At 70.7% G+C, this 25265-nt stretch carries 24 protein-coding genes and 1 tRNA gene; 12 read left to right on the top strand and 13 right to left on the bottom strand.

The features are described 5' to 3' along the window. Positions 1 to 98: 98 nt before the first annotated feature. Genes AC1DIW_RS13540 through AC1DIW_RS13530 form a run of 3 tightly spaced genes read left to right on the top strand, consistent with a single transcriptional unit; the run spans position 99 to position 5031 of the window. Complete coding sequence (locus AC1DIW_RS13540) at positions 99 to 1652, top strand: alpha/beta hydrolase (protein WP_478108757.1); 1554 nt, start codon at positions 99 to 101, stop codon at positions 1650 to 1652. Then, on the top strand, positions 1646 to 3376 hold the full coding sequence (locus tag AC1DIW_RS13535) for an alpha/beta hydrolase (protein ID WP_478108755.1): 1731 nt from the start codon (positions 1646 to 1648) through the stop codon (positions 3374 to 3376). Before AC1DIW_RS13540 ends, AC1DIW_RS13535 begins: the two co-directional genes overlap by 7 nt. Continuing rightward, positions 3307 to 5031 (top strand): alpha/beta hydrolase, encoded by a 1725-nt coding sequence (locus tag AC1DIW_RS13530; protein ID WP_478108753.1) that lies wholly within the window; start codon positions 3307 to 3309, stop codon positions 5029 to 5031. Before AC1DIW_RS13535 ends, AC1DIW_RS13530 begins: the two co-directional genes overlap by 70 nt. 54 nt (positions 5032 to 5085) lie before the next feature. Here the strand turns inward: AC1DIW_RS13530 and AC1DIW_RS13525 are convergent, their stop codons facing one another. Further along, complete coding sequence (locus AC1DIW_RS13525) at positions 5086 to 6012, bottom strand: NADP-dependent oxidoreductase (protein WP_478108867.1); 927 nt, start codon at positions 6010 to 6012, stop codon at positions 5086 to 5088. A 270-nt stretch (positions 6013 to 6282) separates the two neighbouring features. Between AC1DIW_RS13525 and AC1DIW_RS13520 the strand changes: the two genes are divergently transcribed. Further along, positions 6283 to 6359, top strand: a tRNA-Thr gene (locus AC1DIW_RS13520). A 148-nt stretch (positions 6360 to 6507) separates the two neighbouring features. Here AC1DIW_RS13520 and AC1DIW_RS13515 read toward each other — a convergent pair. The 6 genes from AC1DIW_RS13515 to AC1DIW_RS13490 form a co-directional block, all read right to left on the bottom strand. Continuing rightward, entirely contained in the window at positions 6508 to 6774 is a 267-nt protein-coding gene (locus AC1DIW_RS13515) for a hypothetical protein (RefSeq protein ID WP_478108865.1), read from the bottom strand. 26 nt (positions 6775 to 6800) lie between these two features. Beyond that, positions 6801 to 7286 (bottom strand): hypothetical protein, encoded by a 486-nt coding sequence (locus AC1DIW_RS13510; protein ID WP_478108751.1) that lies wholly within the window; start codon positions 7284 to 7286, stop codon positions 6801 to 6803. Positions 7287 to 7340: 54 nt separating this feature from the next. Further along, positions 7341 to 8654 carry a vanadium-dependent haloperoxidase gene (locus AC1DIW_RS13505; RefSeq protein WP_478108749.1) on the bottom strand — a complete coding sequence of 438 codons (1314 nt, stop codon included), beginning with the start codon at positions 8652 to 8654 and terminating at the stop codon, positions 7341 to 7343. A 453-nt stretch (positions 8655 to 9107) separates the two neighbouring features. After that, positions 9108 to 9422 (bottom strand): type II toxin-antitoxin system PemK/MazF family toxin, encoded by a 315-nt coding sequence (locus AC1DIW_RS13500; protein WP_478108747.1) that lies wholly within the window; start codon positions 9420 to 9422, stop codon positions 9108 to 9110. Positions 9423 to 9426: 4 nt separating this feature from the next. Continuing rightward, positions 9427 to 9660 (bottom strand): YlcI/YnfO family protein, encoded by a 234-nt coding sequence (locus AC1DIW_RS13495; protein WP_442279191.1) that lies wholly within the window; start codon positions 9658 to 9660, stop codon positions 9427 to 9429. Next, entirely contained in the window at positions 9657 to 10121 is a 465-nt protein-coding gene (locus AC1DIW_RS13490; protein WP_478108745.1) for a type II toxin-antitoxin system YoeB family toxin, read from the bottom strand. Before AC1DIW_RS13490 ends, AC1DIW_RS13495 begins: the two co-directional genes overlap by 4 nt. On the opposite strand from AC1DIW_RS13490, the gene AC1DIW_RS13485 reads away from it, so the two are divergent. The 3 genes from AC1DIW_RS13485 to AC1DIW_RS13475 all read left to right on the top strand — a co-directional run bounded on the left by AC1DIW_RS13485 (position 10093) and on the right by AC1DIW_RS13475 (position 12471). Beyond that, entirely contained in the window at positions 10093 to 10485 is a 393-nt protein-coding gene (locus AC1DIW_RS13485) for a nuclear transport factor 2 family protein (protein WP_478108743.1), read from the top strand. The two genes, AC1DIW_RS13490 and AC1DIW_RS13485, sit on opposite strands and share 29 nt — an antisense overlap. Positions 10486 to 10825: 340 nt before the next feature. Then, complete coding sequence (locus AC1DIW_RS13480; RefSeq protein WP_478108742.1) at positions 10826 to 11968, top strand: phosphotransferase; 1143 nt, start codon at positions 10826 to 10828, stop codon at positions 11966 to 11968. After that, positions 11965 to 12471 carry a GNAT family N-acetyltransferase gene (locus AC1DIW_RS13475; RefSeq protein WP_478108740.1) on the top strand — a complete coding sequence of 169 codons (507 nt, stop codon included), beginning with the start codon at positions 11965 to 11967 and terminating at the stop codon, positions 12469 to 12471. Before AC1DIW_RS13480 ends, AC1DIW_RS13475 begins: the two co-directional genes overlap by 4 nt. A gap of 99 nt (positions 12472 to 12570) precedes the next feature. On the opposite strand, the gene AC1DIW_RS13470 is transcribed toward AC1DIW_RS13475, so the two are convergent. Both AC1DIW_RS13470 and AC1DIW_RS13465 read right to left on the bottom strand, forming a co-directional pair. Then, positions 12571 to 13809, bottom strand: a complete 1239-nt coding sequence (locus tag AC1DIW_RS13470) for an MFS transporter (protein ID WP_478108738.1) — start codon at positions 13807 to 13809, stop codon at positions 12571 to 12573. Positions 13810 to 13946: 137 nt separating this feature from the next. Next, complete coding sequence (locus tag AC1DIW_RS13465; protein WP_478108736.1) at positions 13947 to 16418, bottom strand: HAD-IC family P-type ATPase; 2472 nt, start codon at positions 16416 to 16418, stop codon at positions 13947 to 13949. Between the two features lie 176 nt (positions 16419 to 16594). Here AC1DIW_RS13465 and AC1DIW_RS13460 point away from each other — a divergent pair, with 176 nt between their 5' ends. The 4 genes from AC1DIW_RS13460 (at position 16595) to AC1DIW_RS13445 (ending at position 21360) form a co-directional block, all read left to right on the top strand. After that, on the top strand, positions 16595 to 18043 hold the full coding sequence (locus AC1DIW_RS13460) for an NAD-dependent malic enzyme (RefSeq protein ID WP_442279197.1): 1449 nt from the start codon (positions 16595 to 16597) through the stop codon (positions 18041 to 18043). A 17-nt stretch (positions 18044 to 18060) separates the two neighbouring features. Next, on the top strand, positions 18061 to 19401 hold the full coding sequence (locus AC1DIW_RS13455) for an MFS transporter (RefSeq protein WP_478108734.1): 1341 nt from the start codon (positions 18061 to 18063) through the stop codon (positions 19399 to 19401). A gap of 177 nt (positions 19402 to 19578) precedes the next feature. Continuing rightward, entirely contained in the window at positions 19579 to 19941 is a 363-nt protein-coding gene (locus AC1DIW_RS13450) for an MmcQ/YjbR family DNA-binding protein (protein ID WP_442279199.1), read from the top strand. A gap of 123 nt (positions 19942 to 20064) precedes the next feature. Further along, positions 20065 to 21360: an MFS transporter gene (locus tag AC1DIW_RS13445; protein ID WP_478108732.1), complete on the top strand. Its 1296-nt coding sequence runs from the start codon at positions 20065 to 20067 to the stop codon at positions 21358 to 21360. A gap of 81 nt (positions 21361 to 21441) precedes the next feature. Here the strand turns inward: AC1DIW_RS13445 and AC1DIW_RS13440 are convergent, their stop codons facing one another. From AC1DIW_RS13440 to AC1DIW_RS13425, 4 genes are all read right to left on the bottom strand, one after another. Next, the gene (locus AC1DIW_RS13440; protein ID WP_478108730.1) at positions 21442 to 22668 is read right to left on the bottom strand and encodes an MFS transporter; all 1227 of its coding nucleotides are present in this window, start codon (positions 22666 to 22668) and stop codon (positions 21442 to 21444) included. Next, positions 22665 to 23126: a MarR family winged helix-turn-helix transcriptional regulator gene (locus AC1DIW_RS13435; protein WP_442279202.1), complete on the bottom strand. Its 462-nt coding sequence runs from the start codon at positions 23124 to 23126 to the stop codon at positions 22665 to 22667. Before AC1DIW_RS13435 ends, AC1DIW_RS13440 begins: the two co-directional genes overlap by 4 nt. Before the next feature lie 165 nt (positions 23127 to 23291). Further along, entirely contained in the window at positions 23292 to 24227 is a 936-nt protein-coding gene (locus tag AC1DIW_RS13430) for an LLM class F420-dependent oxidoreductase (protein WP_478108728.1), read from the bottom strand. 17 nt (positions 24228 to 24244) lie between these two features. Continuing rightward, positions 24245 to 24910, bottom strand: coding sequence for a TetR/AcrR family transcriptional regulator (locus AC1DIW_RS13425; RefSeq protein WP_442279204.1), 666 nt, complete (start codon positions 24908 to 24910; stop codon positions 24245 to 24247). Between the two features lie 113 nt (positions 24911 to 25023). On the opposite strand from AC1DIW_RS13425, the gene AC1DIW_RS13420 reads away from it, so the two are divergent. After that, positions 25024 to 25257 carry a hypothetical protein gene (locus tag AC1DIW_RS13420; RefSeq protein ID WP_442279205.1) on the top strand — a complete coding sequence of 78 codons (234 nt, stop codon included), beginning with the start codon at positions 25024 to 25026 and terminating at the stop codon, positions 25255 to 25257. The last annotated feature ends 8 nt before the right edge of the window (positions 25258 to 25265 follow it).

Here is a 25265-nt window from a genome sequence, read left to right as displayed (position 1 = left end):
GGGGGAGTCCTGCCCGGCCACGCGGCATACGGGCTCCCTGCGGTCACGACGCGAGCAGGAAGCGGCTGCGGACAGGTCGACCGGTTACCGTTTCCGGCATGACGACACGCCCTGCCGCGATCTCCCGCGCCCTCACCGCCGCCGTGGCGGCCCTGGCGCTGGTGCTGGCTGCTGCGGGCTGCACGACGACCGAGGGCCCGGTCGTGCCGCCGACGAAGGCGGGGATCCCCGCCGCCACGGCCGCGCCCACCCAGGCGCTCGCCCCCTACTACGCGCAGAAGTTGGACTGGACGAAGTGCGGCAACCTCGAGTGCGCCGACCTCCGGGTCCCGCTCGACCATGCCGCACCCGACCCCTCCAAGGACCTCACGATCAAGGTCGCGCGGGTCAAGGCCCGTGACCAGGCCAAGCGTCTGGGCTCGCTCCTCGTCAACCCGGGAGGCCCCGGCGCGTCCGGTATCGACTACGTCCGCGGCGGGGCCGACACGATCGGCGGGCCGGACGTCCGTCGCTACTACGACCTCGTCGGTTTCGACCCGCGCGGCGTCGGGCGCTCCGACCCGATCAACTGCCTCAGCGACAAGGCGCTCGACCGTTTCCTCGCGGCCGACCCGACGCCCGACGACGCGGGTGAGGAGCAGGCGCTGCTGACGCAGGCCAAGGCGATGGCCGCCGGCTGCCAGGCCGACAACCCCGATCTCGTCAAGCACCTCTCGACGGCCGACGCCGCGCGCGACATGGACATCCTGCGGGCGGCCGTCGGCGACGCGCAGCTGAACTACCTCGGCAAGTCCTACGGCACGTTCCTCGGCTCCACCTACGCCGGGCTCTTCCCGCAGCGCGTCGGTCGCGTCGTCCTCGACGGCGTCGTGCCGCCCGACCTGACCAGCGCCGAGCTCGGTGAGGGACAGGCCCGCGGCTTCCAGATCGCCACGAAGGCCTACATCGACAACTGCGTCGTCGAGGACTGCCCCCTCGGTGACACGCCCGAGGCCGCCCTCAAGGGCCTCGACGACTTCTTCCGGCAGGTCGACCGCCAGCCGCTGCCCACCGGCGACCCGAGCGCGCCCCTGCTCACCGAGGGGTGGGCCCGCCTCGGCGTCGCCGTCGCGCTCTACGACCAGGGTGCGTGGGGCGTGCTCACCGACGCGCTCAGGGAGGCGAAGTCCGGCAACGGCCAGAGCCTGATGCAGCTCGCCGACGCGTACGCCCAGCGACGCCCGGGGGGTGGCTACGACGGCAACCTCATGGAGTCGATCTTCGCCGTCAACTGCCTCGACCGGCCGGACAGCCCCGACCTGTCCGCGTACGAGACCTATGCCAAGGACTTCTCGGTCAAGGCGCCGACGTGGGGCGCGAACCTCGCCTGGGGAGCCCTGCCGTGTGGGGTGTGGCCGGTGAAGTCCACCGACGGCCCCCACAAGATCACCGCCGCCGGCAGTGACCCCATCGTCGTCGTCGGCACGACGCGCGACCCCGCGACGATCTACGAGTGGTCCAAGCGACTGCGCGACCAGCTCGACAACGCCGTGCTCGTGTCCTACGACGGCGACGGGCACACCGCCTACGGTCGGAGCAACACGTGCGTCGACAGCGCCATCGACGCCTACTACGTGCAGGGGCGCGTCCCCCAGGACGGACTGCGATGCTGAACGAGGACCCGCGCCCCGACGACCTCCCGGACGGGCCGACGGGGTATGCCGCCCTGCCGCCCGACTACCCGCCGCCCACCGCGAGCGCCGGCGGGTCCGGCGGGGCGATGCAGGGTCGTTCGTGGCAGCGGCCGGTGCTCGCGGCTGTCGCCGTGGTGGCCGTCGTCGCAGCCGTCGTCCTCGCCGTCTGGCGCATCGGCAACCCGACACCCGCCGCGCAGCCGCGGGTTCCCGTGACCTCGTCGGGCACCGCGACCCCGAGCCCGTCGAACGTGACTCCCTCCCCGAGCAGCACTGCGGGACAGGGCTATCCGGCCTCGCTCGCGGACTTCTACACCCAGAAGCTCGACTGGTCCCCGTGCGCCGACAACGCCAAGCACCGGTGCGCCACCATGGTGGTGCCGGTCGACTACGCCAAGCCGAAGGGTGACCGCTTCACCCTCGCGCTGCGCAAGGCGCCGGCCACCGACCCGGGCAAGCGCATCGGCTCCCTCGTCATCAACCCCGGCGGGCCCGGAGGCTCGGGTGTCGAGTACGCCCAGTACGCGTCGTTCGTCTTCTCACCCGCGGTGCGGGCGGCATACGACATCGTCGGCTTCGACCCGCGGGGCATCGGAGCGTCGAGCCCCGTGCAGTGCCTGAGCAACTCCGACATGGACCTCCTCTTCAGCGCTGATCCGACGCCCGACTCGGCGGCCGAGCGCTCGACGCTGCTCGCGGACGTCGACGGCGTGACCAAGCGGTGCGCTGCGCGTGGCGGGGCCCGGGCGATGCACATGAGCACCACCGAGGTCGCGCGCGACATGGATGTCATGCGGGTGCTCCTGGGCGACCCCAAGCTGAACTTCTTCGGTGGCTCCTACGGCACGTTCCTCGGGGCCATCTATGCCGACACGTTCCCGCAGAAGGTCGGCCGGATGGTGCTCGACTCGGCGATGTCGCCGAACCAGACGGACGAGCAGGAGATGACCTACGACATCCAGGGCTTCGAGTCCTCGATCGACGCCTTCATCGGCTGGTGCGTCACGCGGAGCGACTGCGCGCTGGGCAGTGACAAGAGCAGCGCGCGCCAGAAGATCGTGGACCTGCTCGACCAGGTCGAGAAGCACGGCCTGACGACGAGCAAGCCGGGCCTGACGACGATCGGCGAGGGCTGGGTCGGCTTCTCGATCTTCATGTGCCTCTACTCCGACTCGTCGTGGCCGACGCTCAACAAGGGCCTGGCCCAGGCCTTCACCGGCAAGGGCGACATCCTTCTCGCCAAGGGCATGTCAGTCGTCGAGCGGAACATCACCGGCGACTACGCACCGAGCTCCTACCTGCAGGCGATGATCCCCGTCCGGTGCGCGGACTGGCCCCGGTTCACGTCGGACCCCACCCTCGCGGCGGAGCAGAAGTCGGCCAAGGCCGCCCACCCGCTGTGGGCCCGGATGACCGGCGAGCTCTACGACAACTGCCGCACCTGGCCGGCCGCCGGACGAACGCCGAAGGGCACGACGTTGGCACAGGGGGCCGCCCCGATCCTCGTCATCGGCAACGAACGCGATCCGGCGACGCCCATCGGCGGGACCAAGCAGCTGGCCAAAGACCTCGCATCGGGCATTCTTCTCACTTCCGACCATGACGGACACGGCACCTACTACGCTGGCAACTCGTGCGTGGACTCCGCCGTGGACGGCTACCTGCTCAGGGGAACGGCGCCGGCCGACGGCACGACCTGCTGAGCCGACTGACCGCCCCTCTCGTCTCCGTCGCGATCCTCGCGACCCTCCTGCTGCTCGCCACCGGGCCCACTCACGCGTCCGGGGTCGCCTCGTACCGCGACACGGCTGACGGCGCGAGCAGTCCTCCCGCGACGTCCGTCGCTGCCTCGGGAGGCGCCTCCGGCGACCGGCCGGACACGACGCCGATCAGCTTCACCGGCCCGGTCGATCCCGAGCCGACCGAGCTCCGCGCCTACTACGGCAAGCGAGTGGCGTGGGCGTCGTGCCACGACGACGCGGCCTTCGACTGCGGGAGCGTCCAGGTCCCGGTCGACTACAGGCAACCGAACGGCGCGAGGACGACGATCGCGCTGCGCCGGCTGCCGGCCGCCGGGCCGGGACCCCGCATCGGGTCGCTGTTCATCAACCCCGGAGGCCCGGGCGGCTCGGGCATCGACTTCGCCAGGGACGCGCCGACCTTCTTCGGCGACGCCGTGCGCGCACGCTACGACATCGTCGGCTTCGACCCGCGAGGGATGGGGGAGTCCGACCCGGTCCGATGCTTCACCGACGCCGACCTCGACGCGATGTATGCCGCCGACCCCACCCCGGACACCGCCGCCGAACGGGCCGCCGCGCAGCGAGCCCCTGCAGAGCGCAACCGGCGCTGCCTCGCCAGCGGCGGCGCCCTCGCGGCCCGGATGGGCACGGAGTTCGTCGCCCGAGACCTCGACGTCCTGCGCTCAGCCGTGGGCGACGAGCGGCTCAACTACTACGGCGTCAGCTACGGCACCATGATCGGCGCCGTCTACGCCGACTTCTTCACCAGCAGGGTGGGGCTCATGGTCCTCGACTCCGCCGTCCTGCCCGACGCGCTCGCGGAGGAGAAGCCCAGCCAGCAGGACATCGATGCCAGTGCGCGGGGCGCGGCCGACGACTTCGACAACGCCTTCACCGACTTCGTGACCGACTGCGGCTCGAGCATCACGTGCCCGCTGGGCGCGGACACCCCCGCGGTGTCCCGCACCCTCGTCGCGTTCCTCGACCGTCTGGACAGGCAGCCGCTCGAGACGGGTGAGGCCAGCCTGCCCCACCTGACCGAGGGCTGGGCGAGCGCCGCGATCGGGTTGGGGCTGGAGACTCGGGAGGCATGGCCGGACCTCGTGGACGCCCTGGACACGGCCGTCCACGAGGGCGACGGCGCGGAGCTGGCCTCGTTCGCCATGAGCATGGTCGAGCGCAACGAGGACGGGACCTACGCCCCCACCTCCTTCACTCGTTCGCACCTGCTCGTGACCTGCTCCGACTGGCCGCCGTCGCCGTGGGACTCGGCGGTGCCGAGCCACGACGTCCTGGCCAACCACCCCCTCTGGGCCCGCATCCAACCGCCGTCGACCGACCCGTGCGACGGGTGGACCGGCGTGCGCCGCGAGACGCTGCTCGTGGGAGCCGAGGTGTCGACGCCCGTGCTCGTCATCGGCAACGACGGGGACCGGACGACTCCCATCGAGGACACCGAGGCCCTGGCCGGGGAGATCGTCCGGTCCCGGTTCGTCACCGTCTCGGCGGAGGGCCACGGCGCGTACGGCACCGGCAACGACTGCGCGAACGCCGTCGTCGACGACTACCTGGCCCGGTTCGAGGCGCCTGAGGACGACTTCCGCTGCGGGGCGTGAAGCGTCCGTCGACCGAGCAGTCCCTACCGTTCTCGCACGGGCCGGTCCGGTCCGTCAGTCGGTGGAGACCCGGACCACGATCTTGCCGGCCGTGTGGCCTTCCGCGTTGAGCCGGAAGGCGTCTGCCAGCTGCTCCAGCGGGAAGGTCTGGGCGATCGGCACGGACAGCGCACCGTCCTCGATGAGCCTGGTCAGGTGGGTGAGCGCGTCGCCGTCGGGACGCACCCAGACGTAGTGGCCCCCGGCTTCGGTGACCGAGGCGTCGGCGATGGAGCCGTGGCGGCCGCCCTCGGCGAGGACGGCAGTCGTGACGTCCAGCGCGTCGCCGACGAAGTCCGCGACGGCGTCCACACCCTCGGGGGCCAGCGCCCGGACGCGCTCCACCACCCCGTCGCCGTATGCCACCGGCTCGGCCCCGAGCTCACGGAGGCGGTCGTGGTTGCGCTCGGACGCGGTCCCGATGACGCGGGCTCCGAGCGACCGGGCGATCTGGACCGCCAGGGAGCCGACGCCGCCGGCGGCGGCGTGCACGAGGACGGTGTCGCCCGTGCCGACCTCGAGGCGCTGCAGCAGCCGCAGCGCGGTGAGTCCGGCGAGCGGCAGCCCGGCTGCCTCGTCCCACGACATCGAGGCCGGCTTGCGGGCCAGGGCCCGCACCGGGACCGTGACGAGCTCGGCGAACGTGCCACCGTGGACGTAGTCCTTGCGCGCGTAGGCGAGGACCTCGTCACCGGGAGAGAACTCCGGGGTGTCGAAGCCGACGGCCTCGACGACGCCGGCGACGTCCCAGCCCGGCACGACCGGGAAGCGCACGTCCATGACGGGATCGAGCCCGCCCGACATCAGCTTCCAGTCGACCGGGTTGACCGACGCCGAGCGCACCCGCACGAGCACCTCGCCGGGCCCGACCTTGGGTCGCGGCTGCTCGGTGAGGGCGAGGTTCTCCGGCCCCCCGTAGGTCTCGTAGGTCATGGCGCGCATCGCCGGGGCGGTGGCCTCGTTCGTCTCGGTCATCGACGGTCTCCTCTTCTTTCGCAGGTGGAGTCGCTGTCACGGTCTCCTCGAGGACAAGGCCGAGCGGACGGTGCCGCATTCCCGCCGAGCGCAGCGCAGTCCCTGGCTGTCCCGGGTGGTCCTGAGTCGTTCCGGGCGCAGGGGCGTCGGGCGGTCAGCTGCGATTTTTCTCCGGCAGGGGTGGTGCGTATACTCAACCTCCGTGCCCGGTCACCCTCGTGGTGACGGTCGCGGCCAGCCGCTTTAGCTCAGTCGGCCAGAGCGATTCACTCGTAATGAATAGGTCGTCGGTTCGATTCCGACAAGCGGCTCCACGCAACAGCACAGGTCAGGCCCCCAACTCGTGAGAGTCGGGGGCCTTTCCGTTTCTCGCGAGCGTCTCAGATGCCCCCGCCGTGCCCCCGATCTTCTGGGGCGCCTCCCACAGGTTGCGGTCGATCAGGTGGCCGTAGAGGTCCATCGTCATGGCGGCCGAAGCGTGCCCCCGGATGCGCTGGACCACCTTCGGGTCTGCGCCCGCGCGCCTGGCCAGATCGACGCCGCCGTATGCCGCGGGTCGTGAGCCCGCAGGGTCGGACGGCCGATGGCCGCACAGGCCTCACGCCACCCGACCGAGCGCTTCCAGTTGGACTCGGAGAGCGGTCCGCCTCCGGGCGCACTGAACAACCAGTCCGAGGGTGCCTTGCCGGCGGACCAGACGTCGAGGATCGGCACGACTGCCGCCGGCAGTGCGACGGTGCGCGAGCGGCGGCCCTTCAGCGTGTCGACGTAGAGGCCGCCCTTCGAGCTGCTGGCGAGAACGGTCCGCTGCAGCCGCAGGCCTCACCCGGCACCTTCAGACGGTCTCCGACCTGCAGGCCGGCGAGCTCGCCCCAGCGCAGCCCGCACAATCCGAGGACCCGGACCACGTCGGCGTACGGGCCGTTGCACGCGATGGCCAGCGCTTCGAGCTCTTCGAGAGCGAGGAACTGGCCCTGAGGACGAGCCCGCCCCGCCTTGGACGGCTTGACCATCGCTGCGACATTCCGGGTCACGCGACCGTCCGCGAACGCGAACGCCAGCATCGAGCGCAGCGTGGAGAGGTAGCGGCTTGCCGTCGACCCGGACACCCACATGCCGATGTGGGGATGTTCCGGCGACGCGAGGCGGCGAGGACGCAGGGACGTGCCGAGATGACTCGGCACGCCCAGATCGCGTTGATTGCCGAGGATGACGTCGGTGGAAACGGTGATCCTAGCCACCTAGGCCGGGGAGGCTCGGTTGTGCCGAGGAGATGCTAGTGATAGCGCTCCGTGTCATTTGTCGCTGATTGGCTGGAAGTAGTGGGCGACCGTCCAGGTAGACAGCTTGAGTGCGAGATCTCGGCTGGCGAGGTCGGCAAAGCGGAAGTGGTAGCCCAACCAGACTCGGGCGTCAACGACGTCGGCCCGAAGTGCGCTGCCGGTGTCGTAGTGACGATTGACGTTGGGCACGGCCGTGGAGGTGACGGTCAAGTTCAGCTGCCGCGTGTGAAACAGCGCTTGCAGCACGCCGGTCGATGATGCGGCGACTGAGTTGTAACCGCTGGGATACTCCGGGTAGGCCGGCGTGGTAGCCAGCGGCACCCAGTTCGGATCCGCGAGAGTGGCGGGGTTTCCGTCGATGTTCGCCAGGTTGACTGCCGTGATCGGTCGCCAGAATCCGTACATGTACTTCGCGCGCCAGACCGTGAGCAGCGCGTCAGACATGCTCATGTCTGCTGCGGCGAACATCCGAGCTGACTGCACGATGTCGAGGCTGCGCTTCGACGCCTGGTCGCGCAGTATGGCGTTGGCTTGTACGAACGCATTGCCCGAGAAGAAGATGGCGGTGGCAGTCTGCTCGGGGCTGCGTTTGGTCGAGGTTGCCGAGCCGTATGCCTTGACCTCGTTGAAATCGCGGGTGTACCTCGCGGAGGTGAGCGTCGGCGGAGCTGGTGGTGCGAACTCGGTGGCGCTGTGCACCAGCAGGGGGGTCACGAACCCGAACCAGGGGTCGAGCATCGACACGAAGCCCGGAGGTGTCGGGCGCCACACGCCGGGTGCCGGTGACTGGGTGAAGAAGATGGGCGCATCTCGTCCGTCGTTGGCACGCGCGGCGATCAGGCTGTCCGCAACGCGAACGCCGAAGGCGGCCCCGTGGTCCTTGGCCTTCCCGTCAGGGATCTGCGCCAACGACGTCGCGTAGTCGGCATCAAGAGCCGCCTGCGCGTACGGGAAGTACCTGACGAGCACACGGTGCGCTGCGGCCACCGCTGCGGCCTGCGTCGAGGCCGGCCGCGCCGGGCGGCCGTGGAAGCGATACGGCTCGTAGCGCCGGTCGATGCCGACGACGGCGTCGTACACGGCAGCCTGCACGAAGCCCAGATAGAGCAGGACCTGTGGATGTCCGGTCTTGGTCGTGTCGCCGACCAAGGTCTTGACCGCGATCGCGTTCCAGTCCGAGATCACTTTCGGATCGCGCGACGGCGGCGCCGCCGATGCCGTGTTGCTCGCCGCGGCTATGCCGGTGACCATCAGGAGGATCGCGACGGCGGCCGAGCAGAGCCGACGCCTCGATAGCAGGGACCTGGGGTTGGTTTCAGTGGACATGGGAAGACTCCGTCCCGACGGGCGTGTACCCGAATGCCCTCCTTTGCCGGGCATCCCGACCGGTTTGACCGGCGTCACCCGTACAATCTTCCGGTCTACTCCCGGCGTCGGCTGAATGTCGACGAATTCCAAGAATGAGCCGCCCGTCAGACAGTTTTCAGTAAGACGGCGCGGACATGCTTGTGTGGCCCGCCATCTCTGACCGATTAAGTCGGCACTTCTCCAGCCGTAAGGTGCTCGTACAAGTATTTCGTGTAGAAGTCGCTCTCGCAGAGACAAAAGGCCATGAGCGCCGATGTTCCCCCTTGTGGCTGCACCTGCTTAGGGTCGGATAATTCCGGGAACCTGCGGACATGCTGCGCGGGAGGACGCTCGCCCGACCATGCCGCGTTGAGGGCGGCTACGCTCGCCCGGTCATGCCGCGGACGGGACGTCCGATCGTGCCGCCGTGAGCTACTCGAGAAGTGGCACGTCGAGGTCGTATGCCAGGACGGCAGCTCGCGCCAGCTGCCTTTCCTGTGCGGGGCTGAGGTAGCCGACCGTGGGCCCGAGCGCGCCCACCGGAACGGTGAGGACGTTGTCCAACGAGACCACGCAGTTGTGGTCCAGCCCGTTGCCGGGTCCCACCGCCACCTCGCTGGACAACCCCTTGATGGTGCCGGTGATGGGGGCCACGGTCACCTTGGTCATCGCACCCCGAGCAGCTTGCCGGGTCAGGACCAGCGCTGGTCGCGTCTTGTCGAGGGGGACCAAGCAGATCTCTCGCACCCGGTCAGTCCTCGACCCGAATGTGGGTGCTGGTCCACGCCACGAGGTCGTCAAGATCGTCCGCCGCACCCTTGGCGCCAAGTATCCGAACGTCGTGCTCTGCGACCAGCCGGCGCATCTCTCGTTCCAGTGCCGACGTGACGAGGGCTGCCCTGCTCGGTGCCTCGCCCGCGGCCACAGCACGGTCGAGGAAGGCCACCATCTCGTCGGGCAGGCGGACTGCAATCTGGGTGCTCATGTAGACGAGGATACTGCATTGAATCCCAATATGGGATGCACTCTCATGCCGCAGATCGAGCGGCTATCCGTAGTGGTACCGGCAGGCAGCGATGCGGACTTCATCGCTGGTGATCTTGTAGAGGAGGCGCGATGCTCGTCGGTGATTCGTCGGGGCCAGTAGCCGGCGAAGTCGTGCTTTAACGCCTCGGGTTTGCCGATGCCTTCGTTGCCGTTGGATTGGATGTCGACCAGCAGGCTCCACGCAACATCACAGGTCGGGCCCCCTTCTCGCCAGAGTCGGGGGCCTTTCTTCTGCCCCGAGTCTGCCGGCAGGCGCCCGGGGTGCCCTTCCTTCTGGCTCGGCTGTTCGAGGGACACGGTCCGGACGCCGGGGATAGCGTTGTTTGGTTCAGCAACGGTCGGCGCAGTCGGGCACGGAAGGAGATCGGCAATGGGCACAACCGAGGACGTAGAGGTCATCCGCCGTGGGTACGCGGCGTTCAGTGCCGGTGACATGGCCACCCTCACTGAGCTCTTCGCTGAGGATGCCGTCTGGCACGTGCCCGGCAGCGGGTCACTCTCGGGGGCGAAGCGAGGGCGGGAAGAAATCCTGTCCTTCTTCGGCGAGCTGATGACGCGTTCGGGTGGGACCTTGGCCGTCACCCTCGACGACGTCGTGGGCGGCGACAACCACACGGTGGCGTTGAACCGGAACCAGGCCACTCGTGGCACGGACAGCCTGGAACAGAGCGCCGTCGTCGTCTTCGAGCTTCGCGACGGGCGCGTCACCGAGGCCCGCCAGTTCTTCGAGGACACAGCCCGCAACGACGAGTTCTGGAACTAGTCGGAGCGCTGGCTGCTGCGGCGGCTCCGGCGAACGTCGGGCCGAAGGCGCCGAGCCGTGACCGGAGGACCCGCGGTCACGGCATACGCGGGGGAAATTGCGAAGGAGCCCGCCTGCGCGCGCAGGACGGACTCCTTCGAGGCTGGTGCGGATGGGGGGGTGCGTGCCAGCCGGGGGGGTGTTACATGTGTGACAGTAATCAACCCGTGGCCGTATGTACCGGGTTTCGACGAATCTGTGCCAGAAGTTTTGAATGCCTCGAATGCGCGGTATGTGGCTGGGCCCGTGAGGGGTCCCGTGGAGCCTGCTCCCGGGTTCGCGATCTGGCACAGTGACGCCGGTGACCGTGACCTCGCCGTCCCCGAACCCGGACCTGCTGGACGAGACGCTTCGGGCTGCCTCGGGGCTCGTCGGCGAGCGTCTCGAGGTGCTGGGCGATGCCTTCCCCGGTAGCCGTCGAACCCTCGTCGTGCGGGTCCGCTCGGCCGGGCGGTCCCTCGTCGTCAAGCGCTACCTCGGCGAGGACGGGCGGGAGGCATTCGCCCGTGAGGCCTCGGCCCTGGCGGCCCTCGCGGGCTTCGCCGGCACCCCCGACCTCGTCGCCGAGAGCAGCGACCCGCGGCTCGTCGTCATGGCCGACCTGGGGGAGCGGACGCACCTCGCCGACGCGCTGCTCGGCGCCGATGCCGACCTGGCGGCCGAGACGCTGTCGGGCTGGGCGACGGCCCTGGCGGGCTTGCACACCGCAGGTCGTGACACTCGCGAAGCCTTCGAGGCAGGGGTGCTGGCCCGCGCCGCCGGCGAGCCGGAGAGCCGCGTCGAGATCGACTACCTGCCCGGCCAGCTCGCCACGGCAGCGACCGAGTGGGCCCGGCTGGCCACGGCCCTCGACGTGGACGTGCCCGAAGGGATCTTCGACGTGCTCGCCGGGGTGCCGGGGCGGTTCCGGGTCGATGCGAGCAGCCTCTCGGCCGCCGACATGTGCCCCGACAACAACCTCGTCCGCGACTCCGGCGATGTGGCGCTTCTCGACTTCGAGTTCGCGGTGTGGCGACCGGTCGCGTGGGACGCCGCCTACCTCCGGGTGCCGTGGCCGACGTGCTGGTGCGCGTGGTCGCTCGCGGCCGCTGCAGCGCACGTCGCCCTCGACCGCTGGCGCGAGTCGGTCGGGTCGGTCTGGCCGGAGGTGTTGGGCGCCGGCTTCGACGACGACCTCGACCTCGCCACCGAGGCCTGGGCGTGGCTGGCTGGCAGCTGGTGTCTCGGTCCGCTCGTCGACGGCGAGCCCCAGCGCACCAACCCGGTCAAGCCGATGCCGCGCATGCCCGACCGAGTGCTGCGTTTCCTGCGCACGGCGGCCGACGGGCGCGCTCTGCCGGGGCTGGCCGAGGTCGCGCAGCGGCTCGCGCGGGCCGTCGAGACGACGTATGCCGCGACCGACGTGCCGCTCGCACCGGCCTTCACGGGCGGGACGCTCCAGTGACCGGGCAGACGACGGGGCAGGTGGCGCAGGGGCCGTGGACCACGCGGCGTGCGACGCCCGCCGACGCCACTGCCGTCACGGGGCTCCGGGCCTTGATGTTCTCGGCCATGGGCGTCCTGGGCGTCGACGACCCGGGCTGGCGCCAGGCCGCGACCGCGTGGTTCGAGCGGGAGCTGGGCGGCCCGCGGGCGTGCGTCGTGCTGGCCGAGGGCGCCCACGGCACGGTCGTGGCCGGCGCGATGGCCGGCCTGCGCTTCGAGACCCCGTCGCCGGTCAACCCGAACGGCGTCTGGGGTCTGGTCAGCAATGTCGCGACGCTGCCCGAGGCGCGGCGGCAGAGGTTGGCGCGTGCCTGCGTCGTCGGGGTCCTGGACTGGCTGCGTGACGAGACCGAGGCCACGGTGGTCGAGCTCTTCGCCACCGGGGAGGGATCGGGTCTGTACGAGGAGCTCGGCTTCACCCCGACCGCGTGGCCGGCGATGCGGATGCGCCTGCGCCCCTGACCCGCAGCAGCTCCGCCGGGGCGGGGTCAAGGGGCCTGGTTCGGGTCTGGGGGCTGCCACAAGTCCGCCGGGGCGGGGTTAGCGGGTCCAGCCGCTGGGCTACGGGTGCGTCGCGGGGTCGGGCTGCCGGTGGAGCTCGGCGCGCTCGAGGACGCGACGCGCACCCCACGACACGAGGACCGCAGCTGCGCCGGCGCCGACGGTGACGGCATACGCCGGCGTGTGGCCGCCCCAGTCGGCGAGGCGACCGGCCAGGGCGGCGCCGACGGCATAACCGAGTCCGGTCGCAGCGGCGAGCACCGTCATGGCGGCGCCGGTGCGGGAGGGCGGCGTGACGCGCTCGCCCAGGGTGAAGGTCGTGATCATGTAGGGCGCGACGGTGCAGCCCAGCACGAGGAGCACGGGAACGAGCGCCGGCAGCGAACCGACGAGCAGCAACGGGGCCGACAGCGCGAGTAGGCCGGCGGCGAACCAGCGCAACCGCGTCGGCAGCGCGAACCGGGCCGGCAGCCCCGCGACCGCGAGGCCGGCGATGACGCTGCCGACGCCGAGGAGGGCGTGGAAGTAGCCGGTCAGGCCGGGGGAGCCGGCCGCGGTGGCGAGCACCGAGGTGCCGGTCTGGACGGAGCCGAAGACGCTGCCGACGAGCAGCTGGGCGACGCCGAGGACGACGAGCGCCGGCGTCAGGAGCGGGCCCACGGCACCGGTCGCCCTCGAGGTCGCCGCGTGCGTCACGTCCGCGGTCTCGTGCAGGGCGAACCAGGTGCCGAACACCGCGAGGCCGGCAGCCGCGAGGGCCAGGGCCGCGGTCGGGCTGGCGACGGACACCCCGAGCCCGACGAGCGCCGGGCCGAGGACGAAGGACGCCTCGTCGGCAGCGCCCTCGTAGGAGAAGGCGGCGTCGACGAGGCCGTGCTGGCGCGATCCCGAGGCTGCGGTGATGGGCCGCCACCGCACCCGTGCCAGCGGACCGATCTGCGGCAGAAGCAGACCCGCGACCGCACTCGCGACCGCGGCCACGCCCCAGGGGAGTCCGGCGGCCACGACGACGAGGACGCCGACGATGCCGAGACCGCCGGCGATGGACTGGAAGGCCACGACGCGGCGCTGACCGACTCGGTCGGCGCGGGAACCCCAGAAGGGCGCCCCGACGGCGTTGGCCACGGCGAGGGCACCGGCGCAGAAGCCGCCAGCGCCGTAGCTGCCGGTGGCGGCGGACACGAGCAGGAGGGTGCCCAGCTGGCTCATCGCGAGCGGCAGACGAGCCAGGAATGCGACGACGATGTAGGTGCGGCCGGTGAGGCCGAAGAGGTGGCGGTACGAGTCGATGGGTGACACAGGGCGGCTCCGGATCTGGTCGCGGGGTGCGCGACACGGCTGCGTGCCTACCCGCCCATCAGGTCACGCCGGATCCCTGTGCACCTCGATTCTACGACGGCCCGCGGGTGCGGGGCGCCGCCGGACCCGAGGGTGCGTCAGTCGCGCAGGTGGTGGGCGTTGCGGACGGACGGGGAGAGGCGGTAGATCGTCTCGACGAGGCCGGCTCCCACGGCTCCGACGGCGAGCGACTGCCACACGAGCGGCAGGGGCGCGTCGAGGTTGAAGAAGCGCGCGGCGAACGGGAGCAGGAAGGCCGCGACCGCGAGGCCGACCATGGCGGCGACGAGGGCGGCCTTCCACGGCCGGAAGGGGCGGGCGAGGACGACGAGGATCCAAAAGAAGACGGTGAGCAGCGTGATGGTGGCGCCGCTGCCGGGCTGCCAGCACGCGACGTCGGTGACGGTCCGCGTGCCGGCCTCGACGGTGCACCGGTCCGCGAACTCCGCGGGCGGCACGCCGTAGCTGCTGCCTGCCCACAGGTACGACGCGATGACGGCGACCCCCGCGACGGCCCCCGACGGCACCGCGAAGCGCAGGATGCGACCGAGAAAGCCGGCGAGGTAGCGACGCTTGTTGGGCCCCAGCGCGAGGAAGAACGCCGGGATGCCAATCGTCACGGCCGACACGAGGGTCAGGTGGCGCGGGAGGAACGGGAACGGCACCGCGATGACCGCGGCCGCGAGGATCGCGACGAGGCTCATCGCGTTCTTCGCCACGAAGAGATTGGCGACGCGCTCGACGTTGCCGATGACACGGCGCCCCTCGGCGAGCACGTCGGGCAGGTGCGAGAACTTGCCGTCGAGCAGGACGAGCTCGGCGACGGCCTTGGTCGCCTGCGCCCCGTTGCCCATGGCGACCCCGATGTCCGCATCCTTGAGGGCGAGGGCGTCGTTGACGCCGTCGCCGGTCATGGCGACGACGTGGCCGTCGGCCTGGAGGGCGTGCACGAAGGCCCGCTTCTGCTCGGGGGTGACCCGCCCGAAGACGGAGTGTGCCGCCAGCACCTCACGCAGCGCGTCGGGCTCGTCGGGCAGCGTCCGCGCGTCGACCGGCTCGCCGACCTCGAGCCCGACCGAGCGCGCCACCGCGGCCACGGTGACGGGGTTGTCGCCCGAGATCACCTTGACGGCGACGTCCTGTCCGGCGAAGTAGGCGAGCGTGTCCGCCGCATCGGGGCGGACCTTCTCGGTGAGCGTGACGAGCGCGGCCGGGGTGAGGTCGGCCGGCAGGGTGGCATCGGCGAGGTGCTCCTCGCTCCGGCCGAGGAGCACGACGCGGAGGCCCGAGTCGGCGAGCTCGGCGACCTGGGCACGGATCTCGTCGATCACGGCCGGCGGCGACGGCTGGGGGTCGGCGGCGAGCAGCACCTCGGGCGCGCCGAGGACCCACGTCGAGCGCTCGGCGAAGCAGGCCGCGCTCCACTTCCGCGAGGAGTTGAACGGGATCGTCTGCGTGCGCTCCCAGCCCGGTGACTCGACGGCTGCGGCGACCGCCGTCAGCGTGCCGTTGGCGTTCGGGTCGTCGGCGAGCGCGCCCAGCGCACAACGGATCTCGTCGTCGTCCTGCCCGTCGAGCGGCCGCGCATCCCGGAAGGAGATCTCGCCCACCGTCAGCGTGCCAGTCTTGTCGATGCAGACGACGTCGACGCGCGCCAGGCCCTCGACCGCGGGCAGCTGCTGCACGAGCACGTTGCGGCGCGTCAGCTGCACCGCCGACAGGAGGAAGGCCACCGACGTGAGGAGCACGAGCCCCTCGGGCACGAGGCCGACCACGCCGGCCGCCGAGCGGATGACGACCTCGCGCCAGCCCTGGTCGCCGACCGTGCGCCACTGCGACCAGATCGCGATCGGCAGGGCACCGACGATGACCCACGTGATGTAGGTCAGCAGGGTGTTGATCGACTCCTGGATCTCGGAGCGGGTGCGCGTGAACTTCCTCGCGTCAGCAGCGATCCGGTTGACGTAGGCATCGGCCCCGACCTGGCTCGCGTGGTAGCGGCCCGACCCGGCGACGACGCTCGTGCCGGACATGATGTCGTCTCCCTCGTCGTGCGGGACGGGGTCGGACTCGCCGGTCAGGTTGGCCTCGTTGAGCTCGAGCCCGGCGCTCGCGATGAGCGTGCCGTCGGCGGGGACCTCGTCACCGGTGCGGAGCTCGATGAGGTCGTCCTGCACGACCTCCGTCGTCGGCACGACGCGCACCTCACCGTCGCGCACGACTCGCGTCGTCGGGGCGTTGAGCAGGGCCAGCCGGTCGAGCTTCCGCTTCGCGAGGTACTCCTGCACGATGCCGATGGCCGAGTTGACGACGAGGACGATCCCGAAGAGCCCGTCGGCGAAGGATCCCGTGACCATGACGAGCGCGAAGAGCGCGCCGAGGATCGCGTTGAAACGCGTCAGCACGTTGGCGCGGACGATCTCGCCGATGGAACGCGACGTGCGCTCGGTCAGCCGGTTGACGGCGCCGCGCGAGACCCGCTCGGCCACCTCCGCGGCCGTCAGCCCCTCGGGACGGGTCAGCGACGCCCCGCCGGGTGTCGTCGCGGGCGGCGTCCCGTGTGTCGTCACCGGCCCATTGTCGTATGCCGGGTGCCCGGCTCCGTGGTGGAACGTGCGGGAGCGCCCGGGTGGGCTCTCCGGGGACGGGGCGTGACGGCATACGTCATCGCTCGGACGCCGGGGCGGACAAATGTTACTGATCGGTCCTCGGACGAGGTCCGGGGTCGTTCCCGGATCGTGGGACGATGGGGGGCGTGACTGAGTCGATCCAACGTGCCCGTGCCACCACCGCCTCCTACTCGATCACGATGCGGATCCACGCCGGCACCGACCCGGCGGTCATCGGGGCCCTGGCGGTCAAGGTCGCCGAGAGCGGCGGCATCACGACGGCGCTCGACATCGTCGACTCCCACCCGGACCGTCTCGTCATCGACCTCACCTGCTCGGCGAGCAACGCCGAGCACTCGAACGAGGTCGTCGACGCCGTCGAGACGCTCGAGGGCGTCCGCGTCCACAAGGTCTCCGACCGCGTCTTCCTCATGCACCTCGGCGGCAAGATCTCCGTCGAGTCCAAGGTCAACCTGCGCAACCGCCAGGACCTCGCGATGGCCTACACGCCCGGCGTCGGCCGGGTCAGCCAGGCACTCGCCGAGCACCCGGAGGACGTGCCGAAGCTGACGATCAAGGGCAACTCCGTCGCCGTCGTCACGGACGGCTCGGCCGTGCTCGGCCTCGGCAACATCGGCCCGATGGCGGCGCTCCCGGTCATGGAGGGCAAGGCCGCCCTCTTCAAGCGCTTCGCCGGCATCGACGCGTGGCCGATCTGCATCGACACGACCGACGTCGACGAGATCGTGCGCACCGTCGAGCTCATCGCCCCCGGCTTCGGCGGCATCAACCTCGAGGACATCGCGGCGCCGCGCTGCTTCGAGGTCGAGGCCAAGCTGCGTGAGCGCCTGTCGATCCCGGTCTTCCACGACGACCAGCACGGCACGGCCATCGTCGTGCTCGCGGCGCTCAAGAACGCCCTGCGGTGCATCGACAAGAAGCTCCCCGACGCACGCATCGTCGTCTCCGGCGGTGGTGCGGCCGGCTCGGCGATCGTCCAGCTGCTGCTGGCCGCCGGCGCGATCGACGTCACCGTCTCCGACCGCCCCGGCCTGCTCAACCGGGACGACGAGTCGCTGACCCCGGCATGGCGCGACCTCGCCGAGAAGACCAACCCGCGCGGCCTCACCGGCACCCTGCGCGACGGCCTCCAGGGCGCCGACGTCTTCATCGGCGTCAGCGCGCCGCGCATCCTCGACCCCGAGTGGATCAACGAGATGGCCGAGCACCGCATCGTCTTCGCGCTCGCCAACCCGGACCCCGAGGTCGACATCTACGAGGCGACGCAGCGAGCCACCGTCGTCGCGTCGGGCCGCAGCGACTACCCCAACCAGATCAACAACGTCCTCGCGTTCCCCGGCGTCTTCCGCGGGCTGCTCGACGCGCGAGCGACCGACGTGACGACCGAGATGCTCATCAAGGCGGCCGACGCCATCGCGTCCGTCGTCACCGACGAGCAGCTGAACCCGAACTACATCATCCCCAGCGTCTTCCAGCCCGACATGAGCAAGACCGTCGCCAAGGCGATCGTCGACTGCGTGCCCAAGGCCCCGGCGAAGAGCATCCCGATGACCGGCGCGAACTGAGAAGCGCGACCCACCGGATGACGAGAACGACCCCGCCGGCCCAGCCGGGGCAGCGCCACCCCCTCGACGGCCGCCGCGCCTGGGCGGTCTGGGCGGCGGCCATCGCCGTGTACGTCCTGGCCGTCTTCCACCGCACCTCGCTCGGGGTCGCCGGGCTCGAGGCCGCCGACCGCTTCGGCATCAGCAGCGCGCAGCTGTCGACCTTCACGATCCTGCAGCTCTTCGTCTATGCCGCGATGCAGCTGCCGGTCGGGGCGCTCCTCGACCGCTACGGATCCAAGAAGCTGCTCGGCTTCGGCCTCACGCTGCTGACCATCGCGCAGCTCGGTTTCGCGTTCGTCCACTCCTTCGAGGCCGCGCTGCTGTGCCGCGTGCTGCTCGGGATGGGCGACGCGATGGTCTTCATCTCGGTGCTGCGCCTGGTCGCCCTGTGGTTCTCGCCGCGGCGCACGCCGATGGTGACGCAGCTGACGGGCGTACTCGGCCAGCTCGGCGCGCTCGCCGCGGCCGGTCCGCTCGCAGCCGCGCTCGCCCACTTCGGGTGGACGCCGTCGTATGCCGTCGCGGCGTCGGTGGGCGTCTTCAGCGGGGTCGCGCTCGTGGTGGTCGTCAAGGACAGCCCGTACGCCGACCACCACCGCGACGAGCTGCGCCTCCGGGCGGTCGCCCGCACGCTGCGGGCCGCGTGGCTGGTGCCGGGGACCCGGCTCGGGCTGTGGTCGCACTTCACGTCGCAGTTCGCCGCCAACATGTTCACGATGCTCTGGGGCTTCCCGTTCCTCGTTGCAGGACAAGGGCTCTCGCCGGCGACGGCCAGCGTCCTGCTCATGGTCATGGTCGTCACGTCGGTCGTCTCGAGCCCGGTCATCGGCACCCTGACGATGCGCTACCCGTTCTCCCGCAGCACGATGGTGCTGTGGATCGTCGCCGCGGCGATCGCAGCGTGGACCGTCGTGCTGCTCTGGCCGGGCCGTGCCCCGTTGTGGATGCTCGTCGTCCTCGTGGTGCTCATCGCCATCGGCGGTCCGGGGTCGATGATCGGCTTCGACCTCGCCCGGACGTTCAACCCGCCGACCCGCATCGGCAGCGCCTCGGGCATCGTCAACACCGGCGGCTTCATCGCGACCCTGACGGCGGTCGCGCTCGTCGGCGTCGTCCTCGACCGGGTGTCGCCGGCCGGCCCGTCCACCTGGGGCGTCGACTCGTTCCGGGCCGCGATGACGGTCCAGTACCCCGTGTGGGCGCTCGGCGTCGTGCAGGTGCTGCGCTACCGCCGCAAGGCGCGGCGCGCCGCCCTCGAGGCCGACCCGGACGCGTATGCCGCCATGCAGGCCGGCGAGTCCGTCACCTTCCACTGACCTGCCTCCCCACCCCCACCCCACCCCTCGACCCTCGACCCACCTTCTTCAACCGTCGAGAGGCCACGTGTGGCCGCCTCGGACACGTCGAAAGGCCACGTGTGGCCGCCTCCGAACCGTCGAGAGGCCACGTGTGGCCGGTCGGTCCGGTCTAGCCTGCCTACGGGAGGAGGAGCGATGCCGACGTGGGCTGACGTGGACGAGCTGGCCGGGCGCCTGCCCGGCGCCGAGCGGACGGTCACTCACGAGGGGTCGCCCGCCTGGCGCGCCGGACGGCATACGTTCGCTCGGTTGAGGGTCGACGACGACGCACGCGAGCTGGTCCAGGTGTGGACGGGTGAGATGGACACCGCCCTGGCGCTAGCAGGCCGCCGCGACGTCTTCGTGCGCATCGACACGTTCCGCTTCCGCGTGACGCTGTGGGCACGTCTCGACCGCCTCGACCGGCGCGAGCTGGCGGAGCTGCTCCTCGACTCCTACGACGTACGGGGCGGGCCGCGCCGCCGAGGCGACATCGGCCTCGCGGACCTGCTCCGCTGATGTCCGGGTGTGAGCCGATCCCGGCGCCGGTGCCCCGTTCACAGGCTTTTTTCAGGTTGGGGGGTATGCAGCCGGGCGGGTACGACGGAGTCCCCGCCGGCCCCTGACCACAGGGAGGCACGGATGGCTGCACCAGCGCCGACACGGACGAGGCTCACGTCCGACCAACGCAACTCGTTCGCCGCCGCCTACCTCGGCTGGGCGATGGACGCCTTCGACTACTTCCTCGTCGTCCTCATCTACGCCGACATCGCCAAGGACTTCCACAAGTCGCTGCCGGAGATGGCCTTCATCACGACCATGACGCTCATCATGCGTCCCGTCGGGGCCTTCATCTTCGGCCTCTGGGCGGACCGGCGGGGCCGGCGTGTCCCGCTCATGACGTGCGTCGCGTTCTACAGCGTCGTCGGCTTCGCCTGCGCCTTCGCGCCGAACTTCGGCGTCCTCATGGTCCTGCGCATGCTCTACGGCATCGGCATGGGAGGCGAGTGGGGCCTCGGTGCCGCCCTCGCGATGGAGAAGCTGCCGAGCGACCGCCGAGGTTTCTTCTCCGGCATCCTGCAGGGCGGTTACTCGATGGGCTACCTGCTCGCCTCGCTGGCCTTCCTCGTCGTCAACTCGTGGCTCGGCCTGTCGTGGCGCTGGATGTTCGCGCTGTCGATCATCCCGGCCGCCATCACGTTCGTCATCCGGTCGCGCGTCGTCGAGTCCGAGGTCTGGCGCAGTGCCGACGAGCGGGTCCGGCAGACCAGCACCTCGGTGCGCCAGCTCCTCGCGAACCGGGCGATCTGGCGTCGATTCATCTTCCTCGTGCTGCTCATGACCGCCTTCAACTGGATGAGCCACGGCACCCAGGACATCTACCCGACCTTCCTCAAGGCCACCGACGACGGCGGTGCGGCGCTGGCGAAGAGCACCGCGTCGTGGATCGTCGTCATCTACAACGTGGGTGCCATCGCCGGAGGTGCCGTCGCCGGGTCGCTCTCGGAACGGTACGGGCGCAAGGTCGTCATCATCTTCTGCGCCCTTCTCGGCCTGCCGATCGTGCCGCTGTTCGCGTACTCGCAGACCGCGGGCATGCTCGTCCTCGGCTCGTTCCTCATGCAGGTCATGGTCCAGGGTGCTTGGGGCGTCATTCCTGCGCATCTGACCGAGCTGAGCCCCGACGAGATCCGCGGTTTCTACCCCGGCGTCACCTACCAGCTCGGCAACTGTCTCGCGGCGTTCAACCTGCCGATCCAGCAGGCCATCGCCTCGACGCACGGCTATCCCTTCGCGCTGGCCGTGACGATCGTGCCGGTCTTCGTCGTCGTGATCGTCCTGACCTCCTTGGGGAAGGAGCGCCGCGGCGTCGAGTTCGGCAGCCGGGAGACGAGTCTCGTCGAGTCCGGGGAGGCGAGCCTGGCCTCGTTGCACTGACCGGACCGCACGAGCCCGGATGCGCGAACGCCGCGCCCCTCAAGGGCGCGGCGTTCGGCGTGCAGACGGGACGGGTCCCGCTCAGGCGTCCCCGACGGTGAGGGCCTCGGCCTCGACTCGTGAGGTGACGGCCTCGGCGCCGTGTCCGGGCGCCTCGTCGAGCGCGCTGATGATGCGACGCGCCGTCAGGAGGACGAGGACGCCGAGCACGACAGCACCGGAGCCCACCCAGAACGGCAGGTGGATCGACTTCTCGCCGAGGTTGCCGGCGAGCCACGGGGCCACGGCGCCGCCGCTGAAGCGGACGAAGGAGTATGCCGCGGACGCGACGCCGCGCTCGACGGGGGCGACCTTCATGACCGTCTCGGTGATGAGGGTGTTGTTCACGCCGAGGAACGCGCCGGCCAGGATGACGCCGATGACGAGGACGGTCTTGTTCTCGGTCCAGATGGCCATGGCCGCGAGGATCACGGCGAAGCCGAGGAGCGCGCCGACGATGCCGGCCAGGGTGCCGAACCGGCGCTGGATCAGCGGGGCGACGAAGACCGACGTGATGGCGAGCAGGACGCCCCATCCGAAGAAGATGAACCCGATCTGGTGTGCGCCCATGGCGAGCGGGAACGGCGTGAACGCGAGCAGCGTGAAGAAGCCGAAGTTGTAGAGCAGCGCCGTGATGCCGACGGTGAGCAGACCGCGGTGGCCGAGGGCGCGCAGCGGCGCCGAGATCGAGGTCGGCGTCTCGGCCGGCGGCGTCTTGGGCAGCGTCGTCAGGGTCGCGATAAAGGCGATCGCCATGAGGACGGCGACGCCGTAGAACGGCCAGCGCCACGAGATCCCGCCGAGCCAGCCGCCGAGCAGCGGGCCGGTCGCGATCCCGACACCGAGAGCGGCCTCGTAGAGGATGATGGCCTGCTTCACCGAGCCCGACGCGGCGTTGACGATCGTCGCGAGGGCGGTTGCGATGAACAGGGCGTTGCCGAGACCCCACAGGGCGCGGAACGCGACGATCCCGCCGACGGTGTCCTGGCTGCCGGCGAGGGCCGCGCCCACGATGATGAGCGCGAGGCCGAGCAGCAGGGTGCGCTTGGCGCCGACGCGGCTGCTGACCCAGCCCGTCCCGAGCATGGCGATGCCCATGACGGCGAGGTAGCTGGTGAAGAGGAGCGAGACCTGCGAGGGCCCGGCGCCGAGCTCGTCGGCGATGGGCTTGAGGATGGGGTCGACGAGGCCGATGCCCATGAAGGAGATCACGCAGGCGAACGCGATCGACCAGACGGTCTTGGGTTGGCGCCACATGGTGGTGGTCATCCGTCCTTTCGGGTGGGGTGGGGAGCGGGGGCGTCCGCCGCGGCGGCGAGCAGCTCGTTCATGACGTCGATGGCGACCTGGACGCGGTCGAGGGCCGGTCCGTCGAGCTGGTCGAGGGCGGGGGACAGGACGGCCAGCCGGGCCCGGCGGACACTCTCGAGCGCGGCGTGGCCCTCGGTACTGAGGGAGATCACCGTGGCGCGTGCGTCGTCGGGGTCGGATCCGCGATGCACCCAGCCCGACGCCTCGAGGCGCTGGAGCTGGGTGGTGATCGTCGGCTGGCTGCTGTGATCGGCGGCCGCGAGGACGCTGACCCGCGAGGGTCCGAGCTCGTCCAGGAGGGCGAGCAGCCGGGCCTGCGCGAACGGCACGTCGAACGAGGCGTGCCGGCTGGCCCAGCGCGACAGCCGTGCGGCCGAGCGCAGCAGCTCGTTGCCCAAGGTGGTCGGTTCAATCACTCGCCCCAACTTACATAGATAACCTATGCATATCAAATCGGGCCACGACCGACGGCGGACGGATTGCTCTTTCGATCGGTTGTGGGCCCGGGAGTCTGGGGGTCCGGGAGTCAGGAACTCCGATCGAGAGAGCGATCCGTCCGCGGTGGCTGCCGGCCGACGCGCTCAGGCGACCTGGCGCAGCACGCCGTCGGCGATGTCGGCGAGGTGGTCGAGGTCGGAGAGGTCGAGCACCTGGAGGTAGACCCGCTCGGTGCCGACCGCCCGGAAGTCCGTGATCTTCTCGACGACCTCGTCGGGTGATCCGGCCAGTCCGTTCGCGCGCAGCTCGTCGACGTCACGGCCGATGGCCTGGGCGCGGCGTCGCAGGGTCGCGTCGTCCTTGCCGACGCAGACGACCTGGGCCGCCGAGTAGGTCAGCGAGTCGGGGTCACGGCCGATCTCGCCCGCGATGTCACGGACCCGTCCGAAGAGCCGGCCGGAGTCGGCGGCCGACGTGAACGCGGCGTTGAACTCGGCGGCATACCGTGCGGCGAGGGTGGGCGTGCGCCGCGTCCCGCCGCCACCGATGATGATCGGCACGCCACCCTCCTGAACGGGCTTGGCCAACGCGGGGGCCTCGGCGACCGAGTGGTGGGTTCCATTGTGGCTGAACGTCTTTCCGGCCGGGGTGTCCCACAGCCCTGTGATGACGGCGAGCTGTTCCTCGAGCCGGTCGAACCGCTCGCCGAGCGGCGGGAACGGGATTCCGTATGCCGTGTGCTCGGCCTCGAACCACCCGGCGCCGAGTCCCAGCTCGACGCGTCCACCACTCATCTGGTCGACGCCCGCGACCTGGACCGCCAGCGGCCCGGGCAGGCGGAAGGTGGCCGACGTCACGAGCGTGCCGAGGCGGATCGTCGAGGTCTCCCTGGCCAGGCCGGCGAGCGTCGTCCAGGCGTCCGTCGGGCCGACGCCGCCGTCCCCACCCATGTGGAGGTAGTGGTCAGAGCGGAAGAACCCGCTGAAGCCGAGGTCCTCCGCGGCTCGCGCGACGGCGAGCAGCTCGTCGTAGGTGGCGCCCTGTTGGGGCTCGGTGAAGATGCGCAGGTCGACGGTCATGCCCGTGCAACCACGGGTCAGTCGCGAACAATCCCGTCGACGACGACCTCGAGCATGGGGCGCACGTCGAGCTCCGTGTGGCTCGTGTCGGCGACGCTCGCGACGCCGCTCACGAGGCGCATGACGTTCGCGGCGTCGATGCCGGGACGCAGTTCGCCGTCCTCGTCGAGGTGGTCGATGACCCGGCGGTTGGCGTCGCTCATGACGCGGCACTTGCGATACATCGGCGAGGCGGGGTCGTCCATGGCGGCGCAGATCTTGCTCGCCGCTCCGCGGTGCAGCGTGATGTGGTCGATGAAGTGCTCGAACCAGCCGAGCAGCATCTCGCGCGCGGGCAGTCCGGTGGCGATCGCGGCGTCGGCGTCGGCGGCGACCCGGTCGGTCCAGTCCTGCATGAGGGCGTCGACGAGGGCCTCGCGGGTGGGGAAGTGGCGGTACAGCGTGCCCGGACCGACCCCCGCCCGCTTGGCGATCTCGTCGAGCGAGGAGTCGGTGCCGCGCTCCGTGAAGACGATGCGGGCGGTCGCCAGGATCTTGTCGTAGTTGCGCCTGGCGTCGGCGCGCATCGGGCGGGGAGATTTCTCGGCGGCGTCCTGAGCTGGTCCGTCGGCCGAGTCCCCTTGGGCGGCAACGGTTTCCGGCGACGGATCGAGCGTCGCCTTGCCGGTGTCGGCAGGCGTCACGAGAAACTCCCTTGCTAAAACGGAGACAGTCTCCGTATTGTGGGTCAGGCGGAACCGGAGTGGTTCTCCGCTAATCGTAGCGCCGACCGTCGTCACAGAGGAGTCCGGCAACCATGACCACCACGATCCGCCCCACCCGACAGGCCCTGCGCGTCCACCGGTCGCACCTGGCCACCACGCACCGCGCCCCGCTCGTCCAGCGCCGCGAGCAGACCGGCGCCGCCAGCGGCTCCGGTGCCACGCGCACCCGAGCCCTGGCCTTCACCCCCATGACCCGCGACCCGCTCACCGCCGAGACGTCGCGCACCCCGTCCGCGGACCACCGGTCCCAGCACCACGAATCCTGAGGTCAGAG

It is taken from the genome of Terrabacter sp. 01T434, from assembly GCF_056398545.1.
The sequence above is the reverse complement of the archived record's forward strand: the minus strand, read 5'-3'. Positions and strand labels throughout refer to the sequence as shown.

What these genes read in the sequence shown, in the direction of transcription:
- AC1DIW_RS13540 (WP_478108757.1), top strand. Translation starts at nt 99, where the DNA reads ATGACGACACGCCCTGCCGCGATCTCCCGCGCCCTCACCGCCGCCGTG.
- AC1DIW_RS13535 (WP_478108755.1), top strand. Translation starts at nt 1,646, where the DNA reads ATGCTGAACGAGGACCCGCGCCCCGACGACCTCCCGGACGGGCCGACG.
- AC1DIW_RS13525 (WP_478108867.1), bottom strand. Translation starts at nt 6,012, where the DNA reads ATGCGCGCCATGACCTACGAGACCTACGGGGGGCCGGAGAACCTCGCC.
- AC1DIW_RS13505 (WP_478108749.1), bottom strand. Translation starts at nt 8,654, where the DNA reads ATGTCCACTGAAACCAACCCCAGGTCCCTGCTATCGAGGCGTCGGCTC.
- AC1DIW_RS13495 (WP_442279191.1), bottom strand. Translation starts at nt 9,660, where the DNA reads ATGAGCACCCAGATTGCAGTCCGCCTGCCCGACGAGATGGTGGCCTTC.
- AC1DIW_RS13485 (WP_478108743.1), top strand. Translation starts at nt 10,093, where the DNA reads ATGGGCACAACCGAGGACGTAGAGGTCATCCGCCGTGGGTACGCGGCG.
- AC1DIW_RS13490 (WP_478108745.1), bottom strand. Translation starts at nt 10,121, where the DNA reads ATGACCTCTACGTCCTCGGTTGTGCCCATTGCCGATCTCCTTCCGTGC.
- AC1DIW_RS13460 (WP_442279197.1), top strand. Translation starts at nt 16,595, where the DNA reads ATGGGGGGCGTGACTGAGTCGATCCAACGTGCCCGTGCCACCACCGCC.
- AC1DIW_RS13455 (WP_478108734.1), top strand. Translation starts at nt 18,061, where the DNA reads ATGACGAGAACGACCCCGCCGGCCCAGCCGGGGCAGCGCCACCCCCTC.
- AC1DIW_RS13450 (WP_442279199.1), top strand. Translation starts at nt 19,579, where the DNA reads ATGCCGACGTGGGCTGACGTGGACGAGCTGGCCGGGCGCCTGCCCGGC.
- AC1DIW_RS13445 (WP_478108732.1), top strand. Translation starts at nt 20,065, where the DNA reads ATGGCTGCACCAGCGCCGACACGGACGAGGCTCACGTCCGACCAACGC.
- AC1DIW_RS13440 (WP_478108730.1), bottom strand. Translation starts at nt 22,668, where the DNA reads ATGACCACCACCATGTGGCGCCAACCCAAGACCGTCTGGTCGATCGCG.
- AC1DIW_RS13430 (WP_478108728.1), bottom strand. Translation starts at nt 24,227, where the DNA reads ATGACCGTCGACCTGCGCATCTTCACCGAGCCCCAACAGGGCGCCACC.
- AC1DIW_RS13420 (WP_442279205.1), top strand. Translation starts at nt 25,024, where the DNA reads ATGACCACCACGATCCGCCCCACCCGACAGGCCCTGCGCGTCCACCGG.